This is a genomic window from Pseudomonas coleopterorum, from assembly GCF_900105555.1.
Classification (GTDB): Bacteria; Pseudomonadota; Gammaproteobacteria; order Pseudomonadales; family Pseudomonadaceae; genus Aquipseudomonas; species Aquipseudomonas coleopterorum.
The window spans coordinates 3,262,925-3,279,920 of record NZ_FNTZ01000001.1; the positions used below are offsets into that span (position 1 = coordinate 3,262,925).

The window sequence follows — 16,996 nt, forward strand, 5'->3', positions numbered from 1 at the left end:
CTCCACGCGACCGCGCCAGTGGCCCGCGTGTTCTGCGCGGTGAAAACACCTCTTGCGTCGTCGAATCGTGGGTCGCCCCATGAACGCACCTGCCGCACGCAACGTATCGCAGTTTCTCTCTGACCCTAAAATCGTATTGCTTCTGGCCACCCTGTGTTGTGCCCTGTGGGGCAGCTCTTACCCGGCGATCAAGAACGGCTACGAGATGCTCCAGATTGCTCCGCACGACGTGTCGTCCAAGCTCATTTTTGCAGGCTATCGTTTTCTGCTGGCCGGCCTGTGCCTGTTGCTGCTCGCCGCCATCATGGGCAAGCCGGTCTTGCGCTTGAGCCGACACACGTTTGGCCAGGTGGCCCTGCTGGGTATCCTGCAAACGGGCCTGCAATACGTGTTCTTCTACATCGGCCTGGCCTTCACCACGGGCCTGCGCGCGTCGATTCTGAATGCCACCACCACCTTTTTCAGTGTGCTGCTGGCGCACTTCGCCTATCAGAACGACAAACTGTCCACGCGCAAAAGCGTGGGCTGCCTGCTCGGTTTTGCCGGTGTATTGACCGTCAACGCCGGCGCGGGTCCGCTCGATGCCTTGCCGTCGCTGCACGGTGAGGGCTTCATCGTGATCGCTGCGTTCGTGCTGTCGGCCGCGTCCATCTATGGCAAATACGTTTCCCACCGCATGGATGCAATGGTGATGACCGGCTGGCAACTGGCCATTGGCGGCATGGCTTTGCTCGTGGGCGGCTATGCCACTGGCGGCACTCTGGGTCACATGACACCAGCCTCCACCCTTTTGCTCGTTTACCTGGCCCTCCTGTCGGCGGTGGCATTCACGCTGTGGAGCCTGCTGCTCAAATACAATCCGGTTGGCAGGGTCAGCGTGTTCGCGTTTCTGGTGCCGGTGTTCGGCGCCGCGCTCTCGGCACTGTTTCTGGGCGAGAGCATTTTCGAATGGAAGAACCTGGCCGCCTTGGTGCTCGTGTGCGCCGGTATCGCACTGGTGACACGGGCACAAATGCCCAGTGTCGTGGCATCCAAGGCGAGCTAGTAGGGAAGCAGTGGTTACCAGGGCTCGTGGAAGGGGCGTACCTCTGCTATGAACGACCACGCATCCTTTGGTTGATGAGCCAAGTGATGGACTTCGCCGGCGATCGACGCCGGGGAGATAAAGAAATCATCCGGGGCTTCGGGACGCAGTTCGCGCTGCCAAGGCACATCGATTACGGCATCGATGATCAGGTAGGCAACATGGATACCCTTGGGCCCCAGGTCGCGGGCCAAGGACTCGGCCAGAATGCGTTGGGCTGCCTTGGTGGGCGCAAAACCTGCGAAGGCTGCTTTGCCACGCAGCGCAGAGGTATTGCCGGTAACGATCAGAGCACCCCGACCTGCTTCGATCATGGCCGGTGTCGTCAGTCGTGCCAGGTGAAAGAGCGCCATGGTGTTGATCTCGAAGTTGCGCTGCAAGACGTCTGCATCGACCTCGGTGAATGTGCCGAAAGCCCCGCCTACGGCGTTATGGATCACCACATCGGGATTTCCGATCCGCTGGATCGCACTCGCCAGGTCCTCGTGATGGGTCACGTCGCAGGGGACCGCGATGGAATGTGGGATCTCGCGTTCCAACTGCGCCAGTCTTTCCGCATTTCTCGCCAGCATGGCCACGCGATAACCCGATTCGGCGAAGCGTCGGGCAATTGCCGCTCCTGTGCCAGGGCCGACCCCGGTCACCAAGGCCAATGGCTTGTTCGAATTGCTCATGGGTAGCTCCTTTTTGCATGGAAGTGAAATGGGGGTGCTCAATGCTCCGAACTGTCGCTGCCGATCAAGCCGCCCGAGACGGCTGCCGGAGTCACGGGTCGACGGGGTACAGACTCGCCACTCCCTACCCCAGGCCCGAACTGGGCTCGCAAGTCGCCGGGACCGAGCACGCGGCCGTCGTCCGCGCAGATCGACACGGGCCTGATACGTCTGCCGTTCTGGGAATCGGTGAAAACAATTCGCTCACCATCGGCGTGTGGCATGTGCTGCTCGCCCCATTGCGTCATGGCAACGAGGATCGGCTGCAGCTCTGCTCCCTTCTCTGAAAGCCGGTATTCCGGGTGGCCCGGACCCTCTGATCTCTGAAGAACGCCCTCATCGACCAGCTTCTTCAATCTCAGGGTCAGTACATTTCGCGAGATGCCCAGGCTCTTGTGAAACTGATCGAAACGGGTAAGACCGAAGAACGCATCCCTGATGATCAGAAGCGTCCAGTGCTCGCCGATCACCGACAGGGTTTGCGCCAGGGAGCAATTGAATTGCTCGAAGGATTTCAACTTCACCGGAAGAACCCTGATTGATTTAGTCCTTTGATGCTACTAGGATTAGTTCTGTCAAACAACTAAATCAAATGGAAGTACGTTCTATGCCGTGTACTACGCTTGAGTCGCTGGTCATTGGTAGCCACCGAAGCCCAGACAACATCGCACGCAATGCCGCACGCCATCCGCTTGAAACGCTGGAGTTTTTCGGTCTGCAACCGGACATGACTGTGCTGGAAATACTCCCGGGCAAAGGTTGGTACACAGAGATTCTGGCGCCCTATCTGGCCGAGAATGGCCGCCTGTATGCGGCGCATTTCTCACCCGATGGCGTCGAGTCGTACATGCCCGTCATTCTGGAGATGTTCGAGGATCGGCTGGTCAACGAGCCTGAAACCTTCGGCAAGGTCATCGTTCGGCATATCAACCCGCCAAGGGAGATCAGTGTGGCGCCCGCCGGGAAGGCTGACTTGGCGATGACCTTTCGCAACGTGCACAACTGGATAATGGCGGGCCAGGAGCATGAGTACTTCGCCGCGTTCTTCAAGGCGGTCAAACCCGGAGGCGTCCTGGGCGTCGAGGAACACAGGGCGCCGGAACATGCTGACATGCACAGCATGCGCACCACGGGTTATGTGACGCAAGCGTACGTGATCGAGCTAGCAGAGCGCGCCGGTTTCGTTCTCGAAGCCACGAGTGAGATCAATGCCAATCACAGGGACACGAAGGATCATCCCAAGGGGATATGGTCCCTCCCGCCGTTGCTCATGTCAGGCGACGTCGACAAATACCAGGCGATTGGCGAAAGCGATCGAATGACCTTGAGGTTTCGCAAACCGCAGTGATGATTCGTGCGTTGAACGGGGCCGCAGTCGTAGCGGTCCTGGGTCTGCATTCTTCGCCATGGGAATAACCTGAATCATTTCCCTGGAAACCAAAAACCCCCGAAACGCTAAGCGCTCCGGGGGTTTCTGACGTATCGAATATGGCGGTGAAGAAGGGATTCGAACCCTTGATACAGTTTCCTGTATACACACTTTCCAGGCGTGCTCCTTCAGCCACTCGGACACTTCACCGTTTCCCTGCAAACCTGTTCGGTCTGTCGAGGCGCGCTAATGTAGTCGAAAGCGCTCGCGATGGCAAAGCTTTTTTGCAAGATTTTCATGCGCTTAAGCAAAGCCTTGGATTTCTTCGCAGGTGCTGGCGTGACTGGTCAGTCAGTCACGGCGCTTTACCCGGCCGACAAGGCTGGGTAACGTCGGCGCCACAACATGATAAGGAATAGCGCATGAACGAGCTGGTCGATTACCGATTCGAGGACGGCATTGCCACCTTGACCCTGAACAACGGCAAGGTGAATGCCATCTCGCCCGAGGTCATTGCGGCGTTGAACGACGCTCTGGACCAGGCCGTGCAGGCGCGTGCGGTGGTGATCATCACAGGGCAGGCCGGTATTCTCTCGGCCGGCTACGACCTCAAGGTCATGACCTCGAGCCCGCAGAATGCGATCAGCCTGGTCACCCAGGGCTCTACCCTCGCCCGCCGGCTGTTGAGCCATCCGTTTCCGGTCATCGTCGCCTGCCCGGGGCACGCGGTGGCCAAGGGTGCGTTCCTGCTGCTGTCGGCCGATTACCGGATCGGTGTCGAGGGGCCTTTCCATATTGGTCTGAACGAGGTGCAGATCGGCATGACCATGCACCATGCCGGCATCGAGCTGGCGCGGGATCGCCTGGGACGTGCGGCCTTCGAGCGCTCGGTGATCGGCGCGGAAATGTTCGACCCGGCCGGCGCGTTGCAGGCCGGTTTTCTCGATCAGATCGTCGCGCCCGAGCAGTTGCAGTCAGCTGCGCTGGCCGCCGCGCAGCGGTTGCAGAAGCTGAACATGAAAGCTCACGCCAAGACCAAGCTCAAGGCACGTCGCGCGTTTCTGGAAACCCTCGACGAAGCGATCCTGCTCGATCAGGAGCAAGGCTTCTGACAGCGAGCGGCACGCCAGACCTGCAATTGCCGATAGGGGTGCACGACCGTACACTGATGTTTTCCATTCAAGGTATTGCGCAGGATGCTCTACGCCGTTCGTCTCGTGTTGTTGGGGCTGCATTTCGTTGCAGTGGGTGTGCTGGGATTGTTGCTCGGGCTGTGTCGACCGTTTCATCCCGACAACACCCGGTTGTTTGCCCGGCTCTATTCACTGCCCGCCAGACGGGTGCTGGGTGTAAAGGTCGAGGCGCAAGTGGATTCGCTGAACGCACAGCCGCCCGGTTTCGTCATGGTTGCCAATCATCAGTCCAACTACGACCTGTTCCTGCTCGGCGGCATCGTGCCGCCGCGCACGGTGGCGGTCGGCAAGAAGAGCCTGGGGCTGATCCCGCTGTTCGGTCAGTTGTTCTGGCTGGGCGGCAACATCCTGGTCAATCGCGAGAACGCCCGAGAGGCTCGCCGCTCGTTGCAGCTCACGTCGAAAACCCTGCGTGACCGCAGCACCTCCATCTGGATCTTTCCCGAAGGCACCCGCAACGGCACCGATGAACTGCTGCCGTTCAAGAAAGGCGCCTTTCACATGGCCATCGATGCCGGCGTGCCTATCGTCCCGGTGTGCATCAGCCGCTATCGGCGCACGCTGCGCCTGGGCCGCTGGCGCAGTGGCCAGGTGCGCGTGCGGGCGCTGGCGCCCATCGCCACCCAAGACCTGACGCACAAGGACACCGCCGAGCTGCTGCAACGCTGCCGCGCCCAGATGCAGCAGACGATCGATGAACTGGACCACGAACTGCGCCGCGCCTAGACACTCCTATCCACAGCGGGCCCATACCGGGCCGCCCCGCCAACCGAAGAAGTGAACATCATGGGCCGAGTGGTCGCCGCCGCCGTATACAGCGCGGGCAAGAAGATTACCGATATCAACCTCGACGAAGGCGCGAAGTGGGCACGGCGCCCGGGGCATTTCGTTTGGATCGGCCTGGAGCAACCCAGCGCCGAGCAGATGAGCCAGTTGCAGAAGCAGTTCGACCTGCACGAACTGGCCATCGAAGATGCTCTGGAGGTGCACAGCCGGCCCAAGCTGGAGACCTTCGGCGATGCGCTGTTCATCGTCACCTACTCGCCTATTCGCCGCGACGACAAGGTGGAGTTCGTCGAGACCCATATCTTCGCCGGGCGTGGCTACATCATCACCTGCCGCAATGGCCATTCGGCGTCCTATGCCTCGGTGCGCAAGCGCTGCGAGGCCCGACCACTGCTGCTGGATCACGGTGAGGATTTCGTCCTCTATGCGCTACTGGACTTCGTGACCGAAAACTATCAGCCAGTCAGCGAGACCATCCACGCCGAGATCGAAGCACTGGAACGCAGGGTGCTCGGGGGTTCGCTCAATGAGGCCGACATCCAGCACCTGCACGGGCTGCGCCGCGAGCTGCTGCGCATGCGGCGCTACGTGGCGCCCATGGTCGAGATCAGCGAGGAGCTGCAACGGCTGGACTTCCCGTTCATCGACAAGAACATGCGCCCCTACTTCCGCGACGTGCAGATTCACGTGACGCGGCAGATGGAAGACCTGGGCACCATGAGCGACATCGCCACGCAGACCATCGAGATCGGCCTGCTGCTGGAGTCGTCACGACAAAGCATCACCCAGCGCAAGTTCGCCGCCTGGGCTGCGATACTGGCCTTCCCCACGGCCATTGCCGGCATCTACGGGATGAACTTCGAAAACATGCCCGAGCTGAGTTGGCACTATGGTTACTACATCGTGCTGGGCGTGATCGTGTCCGGCTGCACCGGCTTGTTCGCCGGCTTCAAGCGCGCCGGCTGGCTGTAGCCCGACGCGAAAAGCCCTCACCGCAGCCCGTTGCCCTTCACTGAGCGGGCTGGGTACCCTGCGCCACGAAACGCATCATCCACTCCGCCACGGTGACGCCGTGGTGATCGCGGTCGAGGCTGGCAATCGCCTGCTGATACACCGGCTCGCCCAGGTGCTGCTGACGAATGTCGAGCAGCGCGCGGGAGTAGTCGTGGATGAACTCCGGATGACCCTGGAAGCACAGCACCTGATCACCGATCTGGTAGGCCGCGAATGGGCAGAATTCGCTCGACGCCACCACCGAGGCGTCCTTGGGCAGCGAAGTCACTTGATCTTGATGGCTGATGAGCAAGGTCAGGGTCTCGATTTCCGGGGTCATCCAAGGCGCGCGATTGGCCAGGCTGTACTCGTGGGTTCCCACGCCCCAGCCTTGGGTGGCGCGCTCGGCCTTGCCGCCCAGCAGGAGCGCCAGCAGCTGATGACCGAAGCAGATGCCCAGCAGCTTGTCGCCACGCTGGTAGCGCTCCAGCAAGAACGCCTTCAGCGTCTCGATCCATGGGTCGGTGGCAAACGAGTCCGCCTTGCTGCCCGTCACCAGATACGCGTCGTACTGGGCATCGGCGGGCGGATACTCGCCATTCATCACGTTGAACACGGTGAACCGGGCAGGAATGGGTTGGCTGGCAAACAGCCTTTCGAACATCCGTCCATAGCCATGGTATTGCTCGACCAATTCGGGCCGCAGGACGTCGGTTTCCAGAATGCAGATGTTGAGGGTCATAGGTCACTCGAAGAAGAGGGAACGCAGGTGACAAGCCTGCCCGTTAATCGATTCCGCTGGCAAGTGAAGCCGCTTCGAATTTAGCCGATGAACGGTAGATTGCCTCTGCAGTCGTGCATTCCCGAACTCGGCCGTCTAGCCCGGCATGTTCGAATTTAGCGAAAGAGTTCCTTAGTCGAACTCGATTCGAAAAACCCGCCGAATTGCAGCAAAGCGTTCTAAGCCGCGCCAATCAAGGGTTCTAAGGTAAAAGCATGACTATTGATGCCGCCGATTGCGTGCATCGAGTCGTGGGGGTGCACCTTTTCGCCAAGCTCAACCCAGGTTGTGGCACGCGTTGGCGCCAGGAAGAACATAACTCATAGGCAGTCTGCCATGTTCAAACATCCGAAAATCCGTCAGGCCGGACTGATCGTGTTCACCATGACCTTGGTACTGATCCTGCCCAATCTGGGCAGGTTGTTCAGTTGAACGGTGGGCGCCAGGCACAAAACCGTCGTCAGGTCCGAAGTCCTGGCGATGGCGTCGATTGAACACCTAGCCTTGGGTCTGGCTCTGCGATTGGGGCTGACCGGCCACGCTGACGACGGGCGCACTCGGCGCGACCAGGACCTTGGCGTGCATCTGTTCGAAACCGCCACCGCGACGCATGCCGCGTACCGGGCAGGCGTCCAGGTAATCCAGGCCAACCGCCAGCTTTAGATGACGTTCGGGCCGCGCGAGCTGGTTGGTCACGTCGAAACTGTACCAGGCGTCGTCCAGCCAAGCTTCGGCCCAAGCATGACTGGCCATGTGCTCGGTGTCCTCGGTGAACAGATAGCCCGACACATAGCGCGCCGGGATGCCGAGGCTGCGGGCGCAGGCAAGAAACGCGTGGGTGTGGTCCTGGCAGACTCCGGCACCGCTGGCGAAAGCTTGGGCGGCACTGGTGTCCACGGCCGTTGCGCCGCTGGTGTAGGCGATGCGCTGGTGCAGGCCTTGCATCAGGTCGATCAGGCCATTGCGGTCGCGCCGGGTGGGGCACTGCTGGGCGGCGAAGGCACGCAAGGCATCGTCGGCGTCGGTCAGCCGAGTGAAGCGCAGGAACGGCAGAGGTGATTGCGTTTCGTGTTCGGCTTCACGGGTCTCATCGATTTCGACCTGGCCGCGCGCACCGATGATGATCGCATCATGGGGATCGTCCAGGGTCAGCACGTGCAGGATGTTACCGAATGGATCGAGCTGGGCCCGCACGGGGCGCGGCAGGTCCAGTTGCCAGCTCAGGATGCGCTGGCGCTCGCTGTCGTGGGGTGTCAGCCTCAGGTACTGGATGCTGGCCCGCACCTCATCATCGTAGTGATAGGCTGTTTCGTGACTGATGTTGAGCCTCATACAGCCTCCAGATAGGAACTGTGAATCGCGTTGCCCAGCTGGCGCACCAGTGGGATCTGTTCGTTCAACCACTCATGCAGGCCCTCGTCGAGGATCTCGCCGATGCCGGTGTAGCGCAGACGCGCGTCCAGCTCGGCCGCCAGACGCTGGGCCGGACGGCCGTTGGCACCCGGCAGGTCGGCGAGGATCTGATTGATCTCCTCGGTACAGGCGCGCAACGAGCGCGGCACGTCGGCACGCAGCAGCAACAGCTCCGCCACCGGCTTGGCCGCCGGCGCGTCGCGGTAGATCTCGGTGTAGGCTTCGAAACTCGACAACGCGCGCAACAGCGCGCTCCACTGGTAGTAGCCCCGTGCCGAGCTGTCGTCGACCGAGTAGGCTTCATCGCCGAGCATTTCGTAACGTGCATCGAGCAGACGCAGGGTGTTGTCGGCGCGCTCGATGAAGGTGCCCAGACGGATGAAGCGGAAGGCATCGTTGCGCATCAAAGTGCCGTAGGTGGCGCCACGAAACAGGTGGGCGCGCTCCTTGACCCAGTCGCAGAAACGGCTCATGCCGTAGCGACCCACGCCCTGCTCGGCAATGCCACGGATCTCAAGCCAGGTGGAGTTGATGTTCTCCCACATGTCGGCGGTGATGCGTCCGCGCACCGCATGAGCGCTGGCACGCGCCGCCCCCAGGCAGCTGTAGATGCTGGCCGGGTTGGCCGGATCCAGGGCGAAGAAATGCAGCAGGCGCTCGGCGTGCAGCTTGCCATGACGCGCCAGGTAGTCTTCCAGGGTGCCGGTGATCAACAGCGGCATGGCGATTTCATCCAGACCGTCACCCCGGCCGTCCTGGGGCATCAGCGACAGCGAATAGCTGACATCGAGCATGCGCGCCAGGTTTTCGACGCGCTCCAGATAGCGCGACATCCAATACAGATCAGAGGCAGTTCTACTTAGCATTGGCAGGCATCCTTAATCCTCGACCACCCAGGTGTCTTTGGTCCCGCCGCCCTGCGACGAATTCACCACCAGCGAGCCTTCACGCAAGGCCACGCGGGTCAGGCCGCCGGGCACCACGCGGGTTTCGCGGCCGGCGAGGACAAAGGGGCGAAGATCGATATGGCGTGGCGCTATGCCGTTCTCGACGAAGGTCGGGCAGGTCGACAACGACAACGTGGGTTGGGCGATGTAGGCATGGGGCCGGGCCTTGATGCGCGCCCGGAAGGTTTCGATTTCCGCGGCACTCGCACACGGACCCACCAGCATGCCGTAGCCACCCGAGCCCTGGGTTTCCTTGACCACCAGATCCGGCAGGTTGGCCAGCACGTGGGAAAGCTCCGAGGGCTTGCGGCACTGCCAGGTCGGCACGTTCTTGAGGATCGGTTCTTCGTCGAGGTAGAAGCGGATCATGTCGGTCACGAAGGGGTAGACCGACTTGTCGTCGGCCACGCCGGTGCCGATGGCATTGGCCAGCACTACGTTGCCGGAGCGATACGCAGCCAGCAGGCCAGGCACGCCCAGCATGGAATCGGGGTTGAAGGCCAGGGGGTCGAGGAAGGCATCGTCCAGGCGGCGGTAGATCACGTCCACCGGCTTGGGTCCGTCGGTGGTGCGCATGAACACCTTGTCGTCACGCACGAACAGGTCCGCCCCTTCTACCAGTTCCACACCCATCTCGCGCGCCAGAAAGGCGTGCTCGAAGAACGCGCTGTTGAAGCGACCCGGCGTCAACACGACCACGCTGGGGTTGTCGATGGCGCTGGAGCTTTTCAGGGTGTCGAGCAGCAGATTGGGGTAGTGATCCACGGGTGCGATGCGCTGCGCCGCGAACAGCTCGGGGAACAGGCGCATCATCATCTTGCGGTCTTCGAGCATGTAGCTCACACCGCTGGGCGTGCGCAAGTTGTCTTCGAGTACGTAATAGGTGCCATCACCGTCGCGCACCAGGTCGACCCCGGAAATGTGCGAGTAGATGTCGCGGTGCAAGTCCAGGCCTTGCATCGCCAGCTGATACTGCTCGTTGGCCAGTACCTGCTCGGCAGGAATGATGCCGGCCTTGATGATGCGCTGGTCGTGGTACAGGTCCGCCAGAAACATGTTCAGCGCCTTGACGCGCTGAATGCAGCCGCGCTCCACGATCCGCCACTCGCTGGCGGGAATGCTGCGCGGAATGGTGTCGAAAGGAATCAGCCGCTCAGTGCCCTGCTCGTCGCCGTACAAGGTGAAGGTGATACCGGCGCGATGAAACAACAAATCGGCCTCGCGTCGACGCTGGGCAAGCAATTCCTGCGGCGTCTCGGCCAACCAACGGGCGAACTCCCGGTAATGCGGGCGAACCTGGCCGTCGGCATCGTACATCTCATCATAATAGGTGCGGCTCATGCCGTACTCCTTGTCACCCGGACCCAAGAGCCTTCGCAAGGCCCGTGCCATCGGCATATGTGCCATTAAATCAAGTGCTTGGGATCCCTGATCGAGAACCGTGCACCGTTCTTGTGCGGCAATGTCCGAACGCCGATGACATACGCTTCATTGCGAAGCGGATTGTTCAAGCGGTTTGACTCTATGACCAGCATAGACAGAGTTGAATTCAATAGCTTGCGGCGTTAGCTGATAATTATTTCATCGAAACCGGCAAAAGCTTGGCGCTTGCTGCAATCCATCAAATTCCCATTCGCCGCTCCCTTGAGAGCGGCTTTTTTTTGCCTGTCATTCGGTGAGAAGCGTGAACCACCATGCCATTGTGGTTCACTCCGGCTCAGGCCTGCGGACGCCTGACTTCGTGCTTGACGCCCCAGCCTTCGATCTCACCGCCCAGGGGTTCGACGACGGCTTCGAAATCCTGCTCGAATTCACCGATGCCACCGTGGGTGGCGTACATCAGTTTGCTCAATTCCAGGTGCCAGGCACCGTCGTCGCGCTCACTGATCTGGGCGTTGAGCGACTCGCCGCGAAACTTGCCGGCAGCCGTGCGCGCCCGGTCTTCATCGGGAAAGACCGCGTAAAACTCGATGGGATGGATGCGGGCGAAATCGAAGCCGCCCTCTTTCATGCGGCGTAGTACATTGCTGCTGATGTCTTCTTGATAGGTTGTGCTCATGAATCGTCTCCCTCAGCAATAACGACGGATAGACTTTCAGTACTTCCAGAACCTCCTCGGGACAAGGAATGGGTGCGGTGCGGCGTCAGTGACGCAGCGCCTGGAATCGAGCGTGTTGCAAGAAGCGGGATGCAAAGACGAGCAGCGAGATCCTCAAGGACCTCGAGCGCAGAGTAACGCGAAGGCCGGGCCTGTGCCAATGGCCCGGCTCACTCGCAGTTCACACGACTTCAGTGATGGCAGTGATTTCCACGCTGTGCTGGGACTTGAGCGTCTTGGCGACCGGCGAGGCTACGGTATCGGGAAGGTTGACTTCATCCAGCTCGGCTGCGACCGGGTACAGCCTGGAGCGCACGAGGGTTGCTGCCTCTTCAATCGACGGGCAGGTGTCAGCATTGATCGCCATGCTGTCCAGTACGCCATCCTTGTTGAAGAAGCTGATTTTCCACTCTTTCATTGTTGTACATCTCCTCGACGCAATTCAGGCAGGAAGCTGCTGGATAAGCTCACTCAACGTTGACTCGCAACGCCCGGCATTCGTTCCGGACGGCAGATTGCCGGAGGTGTGCCGGAACGGGCTCGATCACCCCATGAAAAAAGGCCCCGAAGGGCCTTTTCACAGAGCGTCAGGTACTTACTCCTGCTTGCTCTCCACGGCACCTGCGGTGTTGTCGAGCAGGCTCTTGGTCGCGGTCTGGATGAACGAGTCCAACTTGGCGCGCAACTGCGGCACGTCGGCGGCGTTGGCGTCGGTATCGGGGATCAACTGGGCGCCGAACTCGCGGCCCAGCTGGTAGCGATACAGGCGTGTGTCCATGTCGCGCGGCTCGACCAGAATACGGTCGCCCTTGACGATGGCCACGGTCTGCTCGCTGCCCGAAGGCTTGATCACGGCGAAGCCAGGATCGCCTGCCGGCAGGTTGAGCAGGTCACGCCCCCAGCACTGGTGCTGGCTGGCGCCGCCCAGGCGACCCATGATGGTCGGTACCACGTCGGGTTGCGAGCCGACGGTGTGGTTGACCTTGCCGAACTTCTCCTGAATGCCGGGGCCGACGAGCAGCAGCGGAATGTTGAAGCGGCCCAGGTCCATCTCGGTGATCTGCTTCTCGTTGCCAAAGCCATGGTCGCCCAGCACGATGAACAGGGTTTCCTTGAAGTATGGCTCCTTGCGGGCCTTCTCGAAGAACTGGCCCAGGGCCCAGTCCGAGTAGCGCATGGCGGTCAGGTGCAAGTCCAGGCTGCCGCGCCCGGTGACCTTGTCCACCGGCAAGTCGGCTGGCAAGGCATAGGGCACATGGTTGGACAGGGTTTGCAGCAGTGCGTAGAACGGCTTGCCGGCCGCTCCGCGCTTGGCCAGTTCTTCGTTGCCACGGTTGAACATGTCCTGGTCGGACACGCCCCAGGTCGGATCGGAAAACACCGGATTGACGAAGTCATTGCGGCCGATGAACGTGGTCATGCCCTGGTTGCTGAAGAAACCGGACTGGTTGTCCCAGGCGAAGTCGCCGTTGTAGACGTAGACGTCGTCGTATCCGCGCGCGGCGCTGAGCATCTCCGGCAGGCCGGACAGCTTGTGGCTGCCCTCCGGGGTCTGCATCAGGTATTCGAAGCCCGGCAGGTTGGGGAAGCAACCCATGGTGGCGAACATGCCTTGATGGGTGTGGGTGCCGCTGGAGAAGAAATGGTCGAACAGCAGACCTTCCTGGGCCAGCTTGTCGAAGTAAGGCGTGATGTTGCCTTCGGCGCCCAGCGCGCCCACCGAATGACCGGCGAAGCTTTCCATCAGGATCACCACTACGTTCTTGATCGGCAGGGTGTTGGCCTGAGGCGGCTGGAAGTTGCGACGCACGGCGGCAGTGTCGTCGTCCACCAAGGTGTCATGAGGTGTGAGCAGCATGTCACGCACGGTGCTCTGCGCCTGATCCTGCGGCAGGGTCGCTTTCCAGATGTTGTCGCGGTCTTCGGACATGCGGCTTTTCGCGGCAGCGATCAGCGTCAGCGAACCGTTGAGGCCCAGCTGGTTGGCGAAGTTCGAATCGGTGGTGTAGGCATCACCCCAGCGCAGCGGCGGTCCCTGGCGCAAGGTGCCGCGCGCGGCGACCACGGCGATCAGCAGGATCACCACGAACACGCCCGCTCGTGCGTACCACGGTGCAACCGAACGGCCGACATTGGCGGGCGCCGTGACCCGCGGACGGGTCAGGCGATCGAAGCCCTTGAACACCAGGCTCAGCAGCCAGGTGACGAAGGCCCAGGCCAGCAGGTAGCGCACCACCGGATAGCCGTACCAGATCATGCTCAGCACGGTCTTGGGGTCTTCCTTCACGTACTGGAACACCAAACCGTTGAGGCGCTGGTGAAACTCGCGGTAGAAGTCCATTTCCATCAGGCCGCACAGCAGCACCACGCTGGACGTGATGGTCAGCCATGCCCGGAACAGCCCGCGCCAGCGCATGGCGCGGGCGCTGAGCACGGCCAGCAGCAGTGGAATCAGCAGGTACACCACCAGGCGCAGGTCGAAGCGCAAGCCATTGAAGAAGGCTTCGACGAAGGTGCTGGTTGGGGTATCCCCGATCATCTCGCGGTTGTACATCAGCAATGCCAGGCGCAACCCGCTGAGCATCAGCATGATCGCCAGGCCGCTGAGCAGCGTGTAAGCCAGGTGCGATTTGACGGTCGGTTGCAGTTTGCCGCGCGCGGCCTGCTTTTGACTCAAGGCGTCCGGAGTAGCCATGTGTAGGAAAGGTCCGTTGAGGTCTATTATTGGGATCTGTTGGAAGTGCGTAGGGTAAATCTGGGCGCGGATTGTCCGTGAAGACAGGTGAAAATTCCGTTCAGATGCTACGCATCGGCCGCGAAACGGCGGTCGGGCCGAGGATGATACGTCGCCAGGGCAGCCAGGTCGAACCCGTTGCAGGTTCGACCTGTTTGATTCAGACCCGCACGTTGCCGCGTGGACCGGCGATGGCCCAGATGATCAGGCCCAGTACCGGCAGCAGGATGATCAGCAGTACCCACAGGACCTTGGCCCCGGTCGAGGCACCACTCTTGATGACGTTGATGACCGCCCAGATGTCCAGCGCGAGGATGATCAGGCCGATCAGGCTATTGAAAGTGGAACCCATGTGATACTCCTTGTGGATGGCATGCATCAACTAGGATAGCGGCGTGTCGCAGGGGTTCCGTGGTCGCCGTGCGAAAGGTGAAGGCTGCGTTCAGACGTGCAACGCCACGCGCAATGTCTCCAGGGCGGGTACGGCGGTGATGTGCAACTCGGCGCCCAATGCCGTCACCCGATCGGCATCCTTGCCGTACACCAGTACCATCTGCAATTCATCATCCAGGGGCTGGCTGAAATCGAACAGCACGTACCCTCCCTGATCCTTGCTCATGGCAGCCAGTTGCACCTGGATACGATTGAGTGCGGTCAATGCGTCGATCTTGTTCAGCTGCTTGGGCTTGATGTTGAACGTAACGTCGGGCCCGAACGAATCGATGATCTGCTGCAGCAGCTCGGGGTAGGTATCGGCCTGAAAGATCACCGTGTCGGGCAGGCTGCCCACCACGACCCATTCGCCCAAGGGAATCGGAAAGCTGTCGTCGTAATTGATGTCGGGATTGGCAGTGAGGAACGCCTGGGGGTCGGCGTAGGCCTGGGCGGCCTCATCGGCGATGCGATCGATGTCGTCATCGCGCATGCAGCCGGAACTGATTTTGCCGATGAGTTCGACAAGTGACTGTTTCATGAGGCAACCCCTGCGGCGCTGGAAAAATGGCCGCAAGGATAGCCGCAAATCAGCCAGACGGGTATCAGGCGGCCAGCTTCTCCAGCTGTTCGATGGTCAGCTTGGCACCCATGGCGCGTGCGGCGCCCAATGCATTGATACCCTGAGCATCCACCGCAGCCGGATTGGCCCCTTGCGCCAACAGGTACTCGACCATTTCCGTACGGTTGAACATGGCCGCCATCATCAGTGCCGTGCGTCCATCAGCCGAGGCGCCATCGACGGGGGCACCCTCCTCTATCAGCAGCTGCACGATCGACAGGTTACCCTTGAAGGCGGCACCGGCCATGGGCAACTGATTCTTGTCATTGGCAATCAACGGATCCGCCTTGTACCTGAGCAATACCCGTGTGGCATCGAGATGACCATGATAGGTCGCCAGCATCAACAAGGTATCGCCGTTGTGGTTGCGCAGATTGGGCGGAAGGCCTTTTTCCAGCAGACGCTCGAGCATCTGCGCGTCACCGTTGCGGGCAACATCGAACACCTGTTCGGCGAACTCGGCGGCTTCTTCATCGTTCATTTGGCGAGCTTCGGGCTGGGTCATGGAAACCTCCTGGCAATGGATCACGGTAGACAGTGTTCCCGCTTGGGTTCAAGCCTGCAACAGAGCCTGGCTATCACCCGCGAATCGGGAATTTATTGGCGATTTGTGGTCATAGACAGTAGCGCGATGGGAAAAAATCCATTGCGCGCGCCTCACTCCCTCGCAACGACTCATCGCTCGCCTTACTCCGCCGCGCAAAATGCAGCATGTCAAATGGCCGTTCATGCAAATTGCACGGAGAGCAAAATAAGCCTTATTTTCAAGTCTATGATTTATAAGGGTTTTATTTTTAAAGGGACTTGGCACACTCGCTGCAACTACCTAGACATGTCTGCCAACTTGCTAGGAGCTGCACATGAACTTCCTCCACGAAAAATTCGTTTCCGTTTTCTCCGAGTACGAAGTGACCACCCAGCCACGTCCGGATGGTGCCGTTCTGCTGACCCTACGTGACACCGATGGCAAACAGATCAGGCGTTCGATTTCCTACGCCCAACTGCACACCCCTGAGCAACTAACTTGGGTCATCAGCGCCATCCGCCGCGACTTGGCCGGTGAAGCCAGTCAGCTGCCTGCGATCAACATGCTGCAAAGTCAGAACCGCTTTGCCCTGCCGACCTACCATTCGGCCTGATCAGCGTAGCTGATCTACCTGGCAAGCTTGGCTTGGCCTGACTGATACACCTCTGTTTCCTCTGCTCTGTTTCTTGCAAAACCCGATACCTGGCGCATCCTGGTACCGGGTTTTTTTTCGCCTGGACGAAGCTGGAATCAGTCATCCATCCGCGGAAACAGGTCGTGCACGGGCTGATCCACGTAATCGGGTCGCCAGCCATGGGAATTGGTGAGGATACGCAGGCCGACGAACCGTGCACGTTCGCCCAGGTCCAGCCAATGCGTTACGCCTGCCGGTACCGTGATCCGGTCGTCACGTTCGCAGAGCACGGCATACACGTAGTCACCGGCGTGTACGCTCAACTGGGCACGCCCGGCCACCACGCACAGAACCCACTCTCCCTCCAGCCGGTGCTCACGCAGAAACTCGGCCTGGTTCGAAGCCCGCGGGCGGTGATCCTCGTCAATGCTGACGACGTCCACGCTCATGTAGCCTCCCTTGGCCATCCAGGCATCGACCTCACTCCGGCAGGTCGCGATCACCTCTTCCGCGCTCGCCTCCCAGGACACGGGAAGCGTCTCTTCGGCGCGTTCGAAGCCGATGCCCAGCTCGGCCAGGGTCGCGGTGATGTCTTCAGGGTGGCTCAACACCTTGTTGGGGATGTCGGGCGTGCTGCGGTGGTAGACGGTCAGGCGGCTCATGCAGAGTCC

Annotated in this window: 19 protein-coding genes and 1 tRNA gene; 6 read left to right on the forward strand and 14 right to left on the reverse strand. The window is 60.6% G+C overall.

Annotated features, from left to right (window positions below; translation table 11 throughout):
- Nucleotides 1-79: 79 nt before the first annotated feature.
- Nucleotides 80-1,045: a DMT family transporter gene (locus tag BLV18_RS14535; RefSeq protein WP_090359504.1), complete on the forward strand. Its 966-nt coding sequence runs from the start codon at nt 80-82 to the stop codon at nt 1,043-1,045.
- Between the two features lie 14 nt (nt 1,046-1,059).
- Here the strand turns inward: BLV18_RS14535 and BLV18_RS14540 are convergent, their stop codons facing one another.
- Entirely contained in the window at nt 1,060-1,758 is a 699-nt protein-coding gene (locus BLV18_RS14540; RefSeq protein WP_049862113.1) for an SDR family NAD(P)-dependent oxidoreductase, read from the reverse strand.
- A gap of 38 nt (nt 1,759-1,796) precedes the next feature.
- On the reverse strand, nt 1,797-2,321 hold the full coding sequence (locus tag BLV18_RS14545; protein ID WP_090359506.1) for a winged helix-turn-helix transcriptional regulator: 525 nt from the start codon (nt 2,319-2,321) through the stop codon (nt 1,797-1,799).
- Nucleotides 2,322-2,404: 83 nt separating this feature from the next.
- Between BLV18_RS14545 and BLV18_RS14550 the strand changes: the two genes are divergently transcribed.
- Nucleotides 2,405-3,145 carry a class I SAM-dependent methyltransferase gene (locus BLV18_RS14550; protein ID WP_090359509.1) on the forward strand — a complete coding sequence of 247 codons (741 nt, stop codon included), beginning with the start codon at nt 2,405-2,407 and terminating at the stop codon, nt 3,143-3,145.
- Between the two features lie 141 nt (nt 3,146-3,286).
- Here BLV18_RS14550 and BLV18_RS14555 read toward each other — a convergent pair.
- A tRNA-Ser gene (locus tag BLV18_RS14555) sits at nt 3,287-3,376 on the reverse strand.
- A 212-nt stretch (nt 3,377-3,588) separates the two neighbouring features.
- Between BLV18_RS14555 and BLV18_RS14560 the strand changes: the two genes are divergently transcribed.
- The 3 genes from BLV18_RS14560 to BLV18_RS14570 all read left to right on the forward strand — a co-directional run bounded on the left by BLV18_RS14560 (nt 3,589) and on the right by BLV18_RS14570 (nt 6,117).
- Nucleotides 3,589-4,278 (forward strand): crotonase/enoyl-CoA hydratase family protein, encoded by a 690-nt coding sequence (locus BLV18_RS14560; RefSeq protein WP_090359510.1) that lies wholly within the window; start codon nt 3,589-3,591, stop codon nt 4,276-4,278.
- Between the two features lie 84 nt (nt 4,279-4,362).
- Entirely contained in the window at nt 4,363-5,085 is a 723-nt protein-coding gene (locus BLV18_RS14565) for a lysophospholipid acyltransferase family protein (RefSeq protein ID WP_090359512.1), read from the forward strand.
- Nucleotides 5,086-5,145: 60 nt separating this feature from the next.
- Nucleotides 5,146-6,117, forward strand: a complete 972-nt coding sequence (locus BLV18_RS14570; protein WP_090359514.1) for a magnesium and cobalt transport protein CorA — start codon at nt 5,146-5,148, stop codon at nt 6,115-6,117.
- Nucleotides 6,118-6,154: 37 nt separating this feature from the next.
- Here BLV18_RS14570 and BLV18_RS14575 read toward each other — a convergent pair whose 3' ends face one another.
- From BLV18_RS14575 to BLV18_RS14620, 10 genes are all read right to left on the reverse strand, one after another.
- The gene (locus tag BLV18_RS14575; protein ID WP_090359516.1) at nt 6,155-6,880 is read right to left on the reverse strand and encodes an amidotransferase; all 726 of its coding nucleotides are present in this window, start codon (nt 6,878-6,880) and stop codon (nt 6,155-6,157) included.
- A gap of 537 nt (nt 6,881-7,417) precedes the next feature.
- Nucleotides 7,418-8,251, reverse strand: a complete 834-nt coding sequence (locus BLV18_RS14580; protein ID WP_049862120.1) for a transglutaminase family protein — start codon at nt 8,249-8,251, stop codon at nt 7,418-7,420.
- A complete protein-coding gene (locus BLV18_RS14585; protein ID WP_049862121.1) occupies nt 8,248-9,198 on the reverse strand; it encodes an alpha-E domain-containing protein in 951 nt (316 codons plus the stop codon). The genes BLV18_RS14580 and BLV18_RS14585 overlap by 4 nt, the downstream gene beginning before the upstream one ends.
- A 12-nt stretch (nt 9,199-9,210) precedes the next feature.
- Nucleotides 9,211-10,620, reverse strand: coding sequence for a circularly permuted type 2 ATP-grasp protein (locus BLV18_RS14590; protein ID WP_049862122.1), 1,410 nt, complete (start codon nt 10,618-10,620; stop codon nt 9,211-9,213).
- Nucleotides 10,621-10,996: 376 nt separating this feature from the next.
- Nucleotides 10,997-11,338, reverse strand: a complete 342-nt coding sequence (locus BLV18_RS14595) for a ribonuclease E inhibitor RraB (RefSeq protein WP_049862123.1) — start codon at nt 11,336-11,338, stop codon at nt 10,997-10,999.
- Between the two features lie 220 nt (nt 11,339-11,558).
- Complete coding sequence (locus BLV18_RS14600) at nt 11,559-11,795, reverse strand: hypothetical protein (protein WP_049862124.1); 237 nt, start codon at nt 11,793-11,795, stop codon at nt 11,559-11,561.
- Between the two features lie 177 nt (nt 11,796-11,972).
- Nucleotides 11,973-14,072, reverse strand: a complete 2,100-nt coding sequence (locus tag BLV18_RS14605) for an LTA synthase family protein (protein ID WP_090359518.1) — start codon at nt 14,070-14,072, stop codon at nt 11,973-11,975.
- Nucleotides 14,073-14,271: 199 nt separating this feature from the next.
- The gene (locus tag BLV18_RS14610; protein ID WP_043185491.1) at nt 14,272-14,463 is read right to left on the reverse strand and encodes a PLDc N-terminal domain-containing protein; all 192 of its coding nucleotides are present in this window, start codon (nt 14,461-14,463) and stop codon (nt 14,272-14,274) included.
- Nucleotides 14,464-14,553: 90 nt separating this feature from the next.
- Nucleotides 14,554-15,084, reverse strand: coding sequence for a hypothetical protein (locus BLV18_RS14615; RefSeq protein ID WP_090359520.1), 531 nt, complete (start codon nt 15,082-15,084; stop codon nt 14,554-14,556).
- 64 nt (nt 15,085-15,148) lie between these two features.
- Nucleotides 15,149-15,670: an ankyrin repeat domain-containing protein gene (locus BLV18_RS14620; protein ID WP_090359522.1), complete on the reverse strand. Its 522-nt coding sequence runs from the start codon at nt 15,668-15,670 to the stop codon at nt 15,149-15,151.
- Nucleotides 15,671-16,025: 355 nt separating this feature from the next.
- Here BLV18_RS14620 and BLV18_RS14625 point away from each other — a divergent pair, with 355 nt between their 5' ends.
- A complete protein-coding gene (locus BLV18_RS14625; RefSeq protein ID WP_090359525.1) occupies nt 16,026-16,304 on the forward strand; it encodes a DUF3509 domain-containing protein in 279 nt (92 codons plus the stop codon).
- 137 nt (nt 16,305-16,441) lie between these two features.
- On the opposite strand, the gene BLV18_RS14630 is transcribed toward BLV18_RS14625, so the two are convergent.
- On the reverse strand, nt 16,442-16,987 hold the full coding sequence (locus tag BLV18_RS14630) for a hypothetical protein (RefSeq protein WP_090359528.1): 546 nt from the start codon (nt 16,985-16,987) through the stop codon (nt 16,442-16,444).
- Nucleotides 16,988-16,996 lie beyond the last annotated feature (9 nt).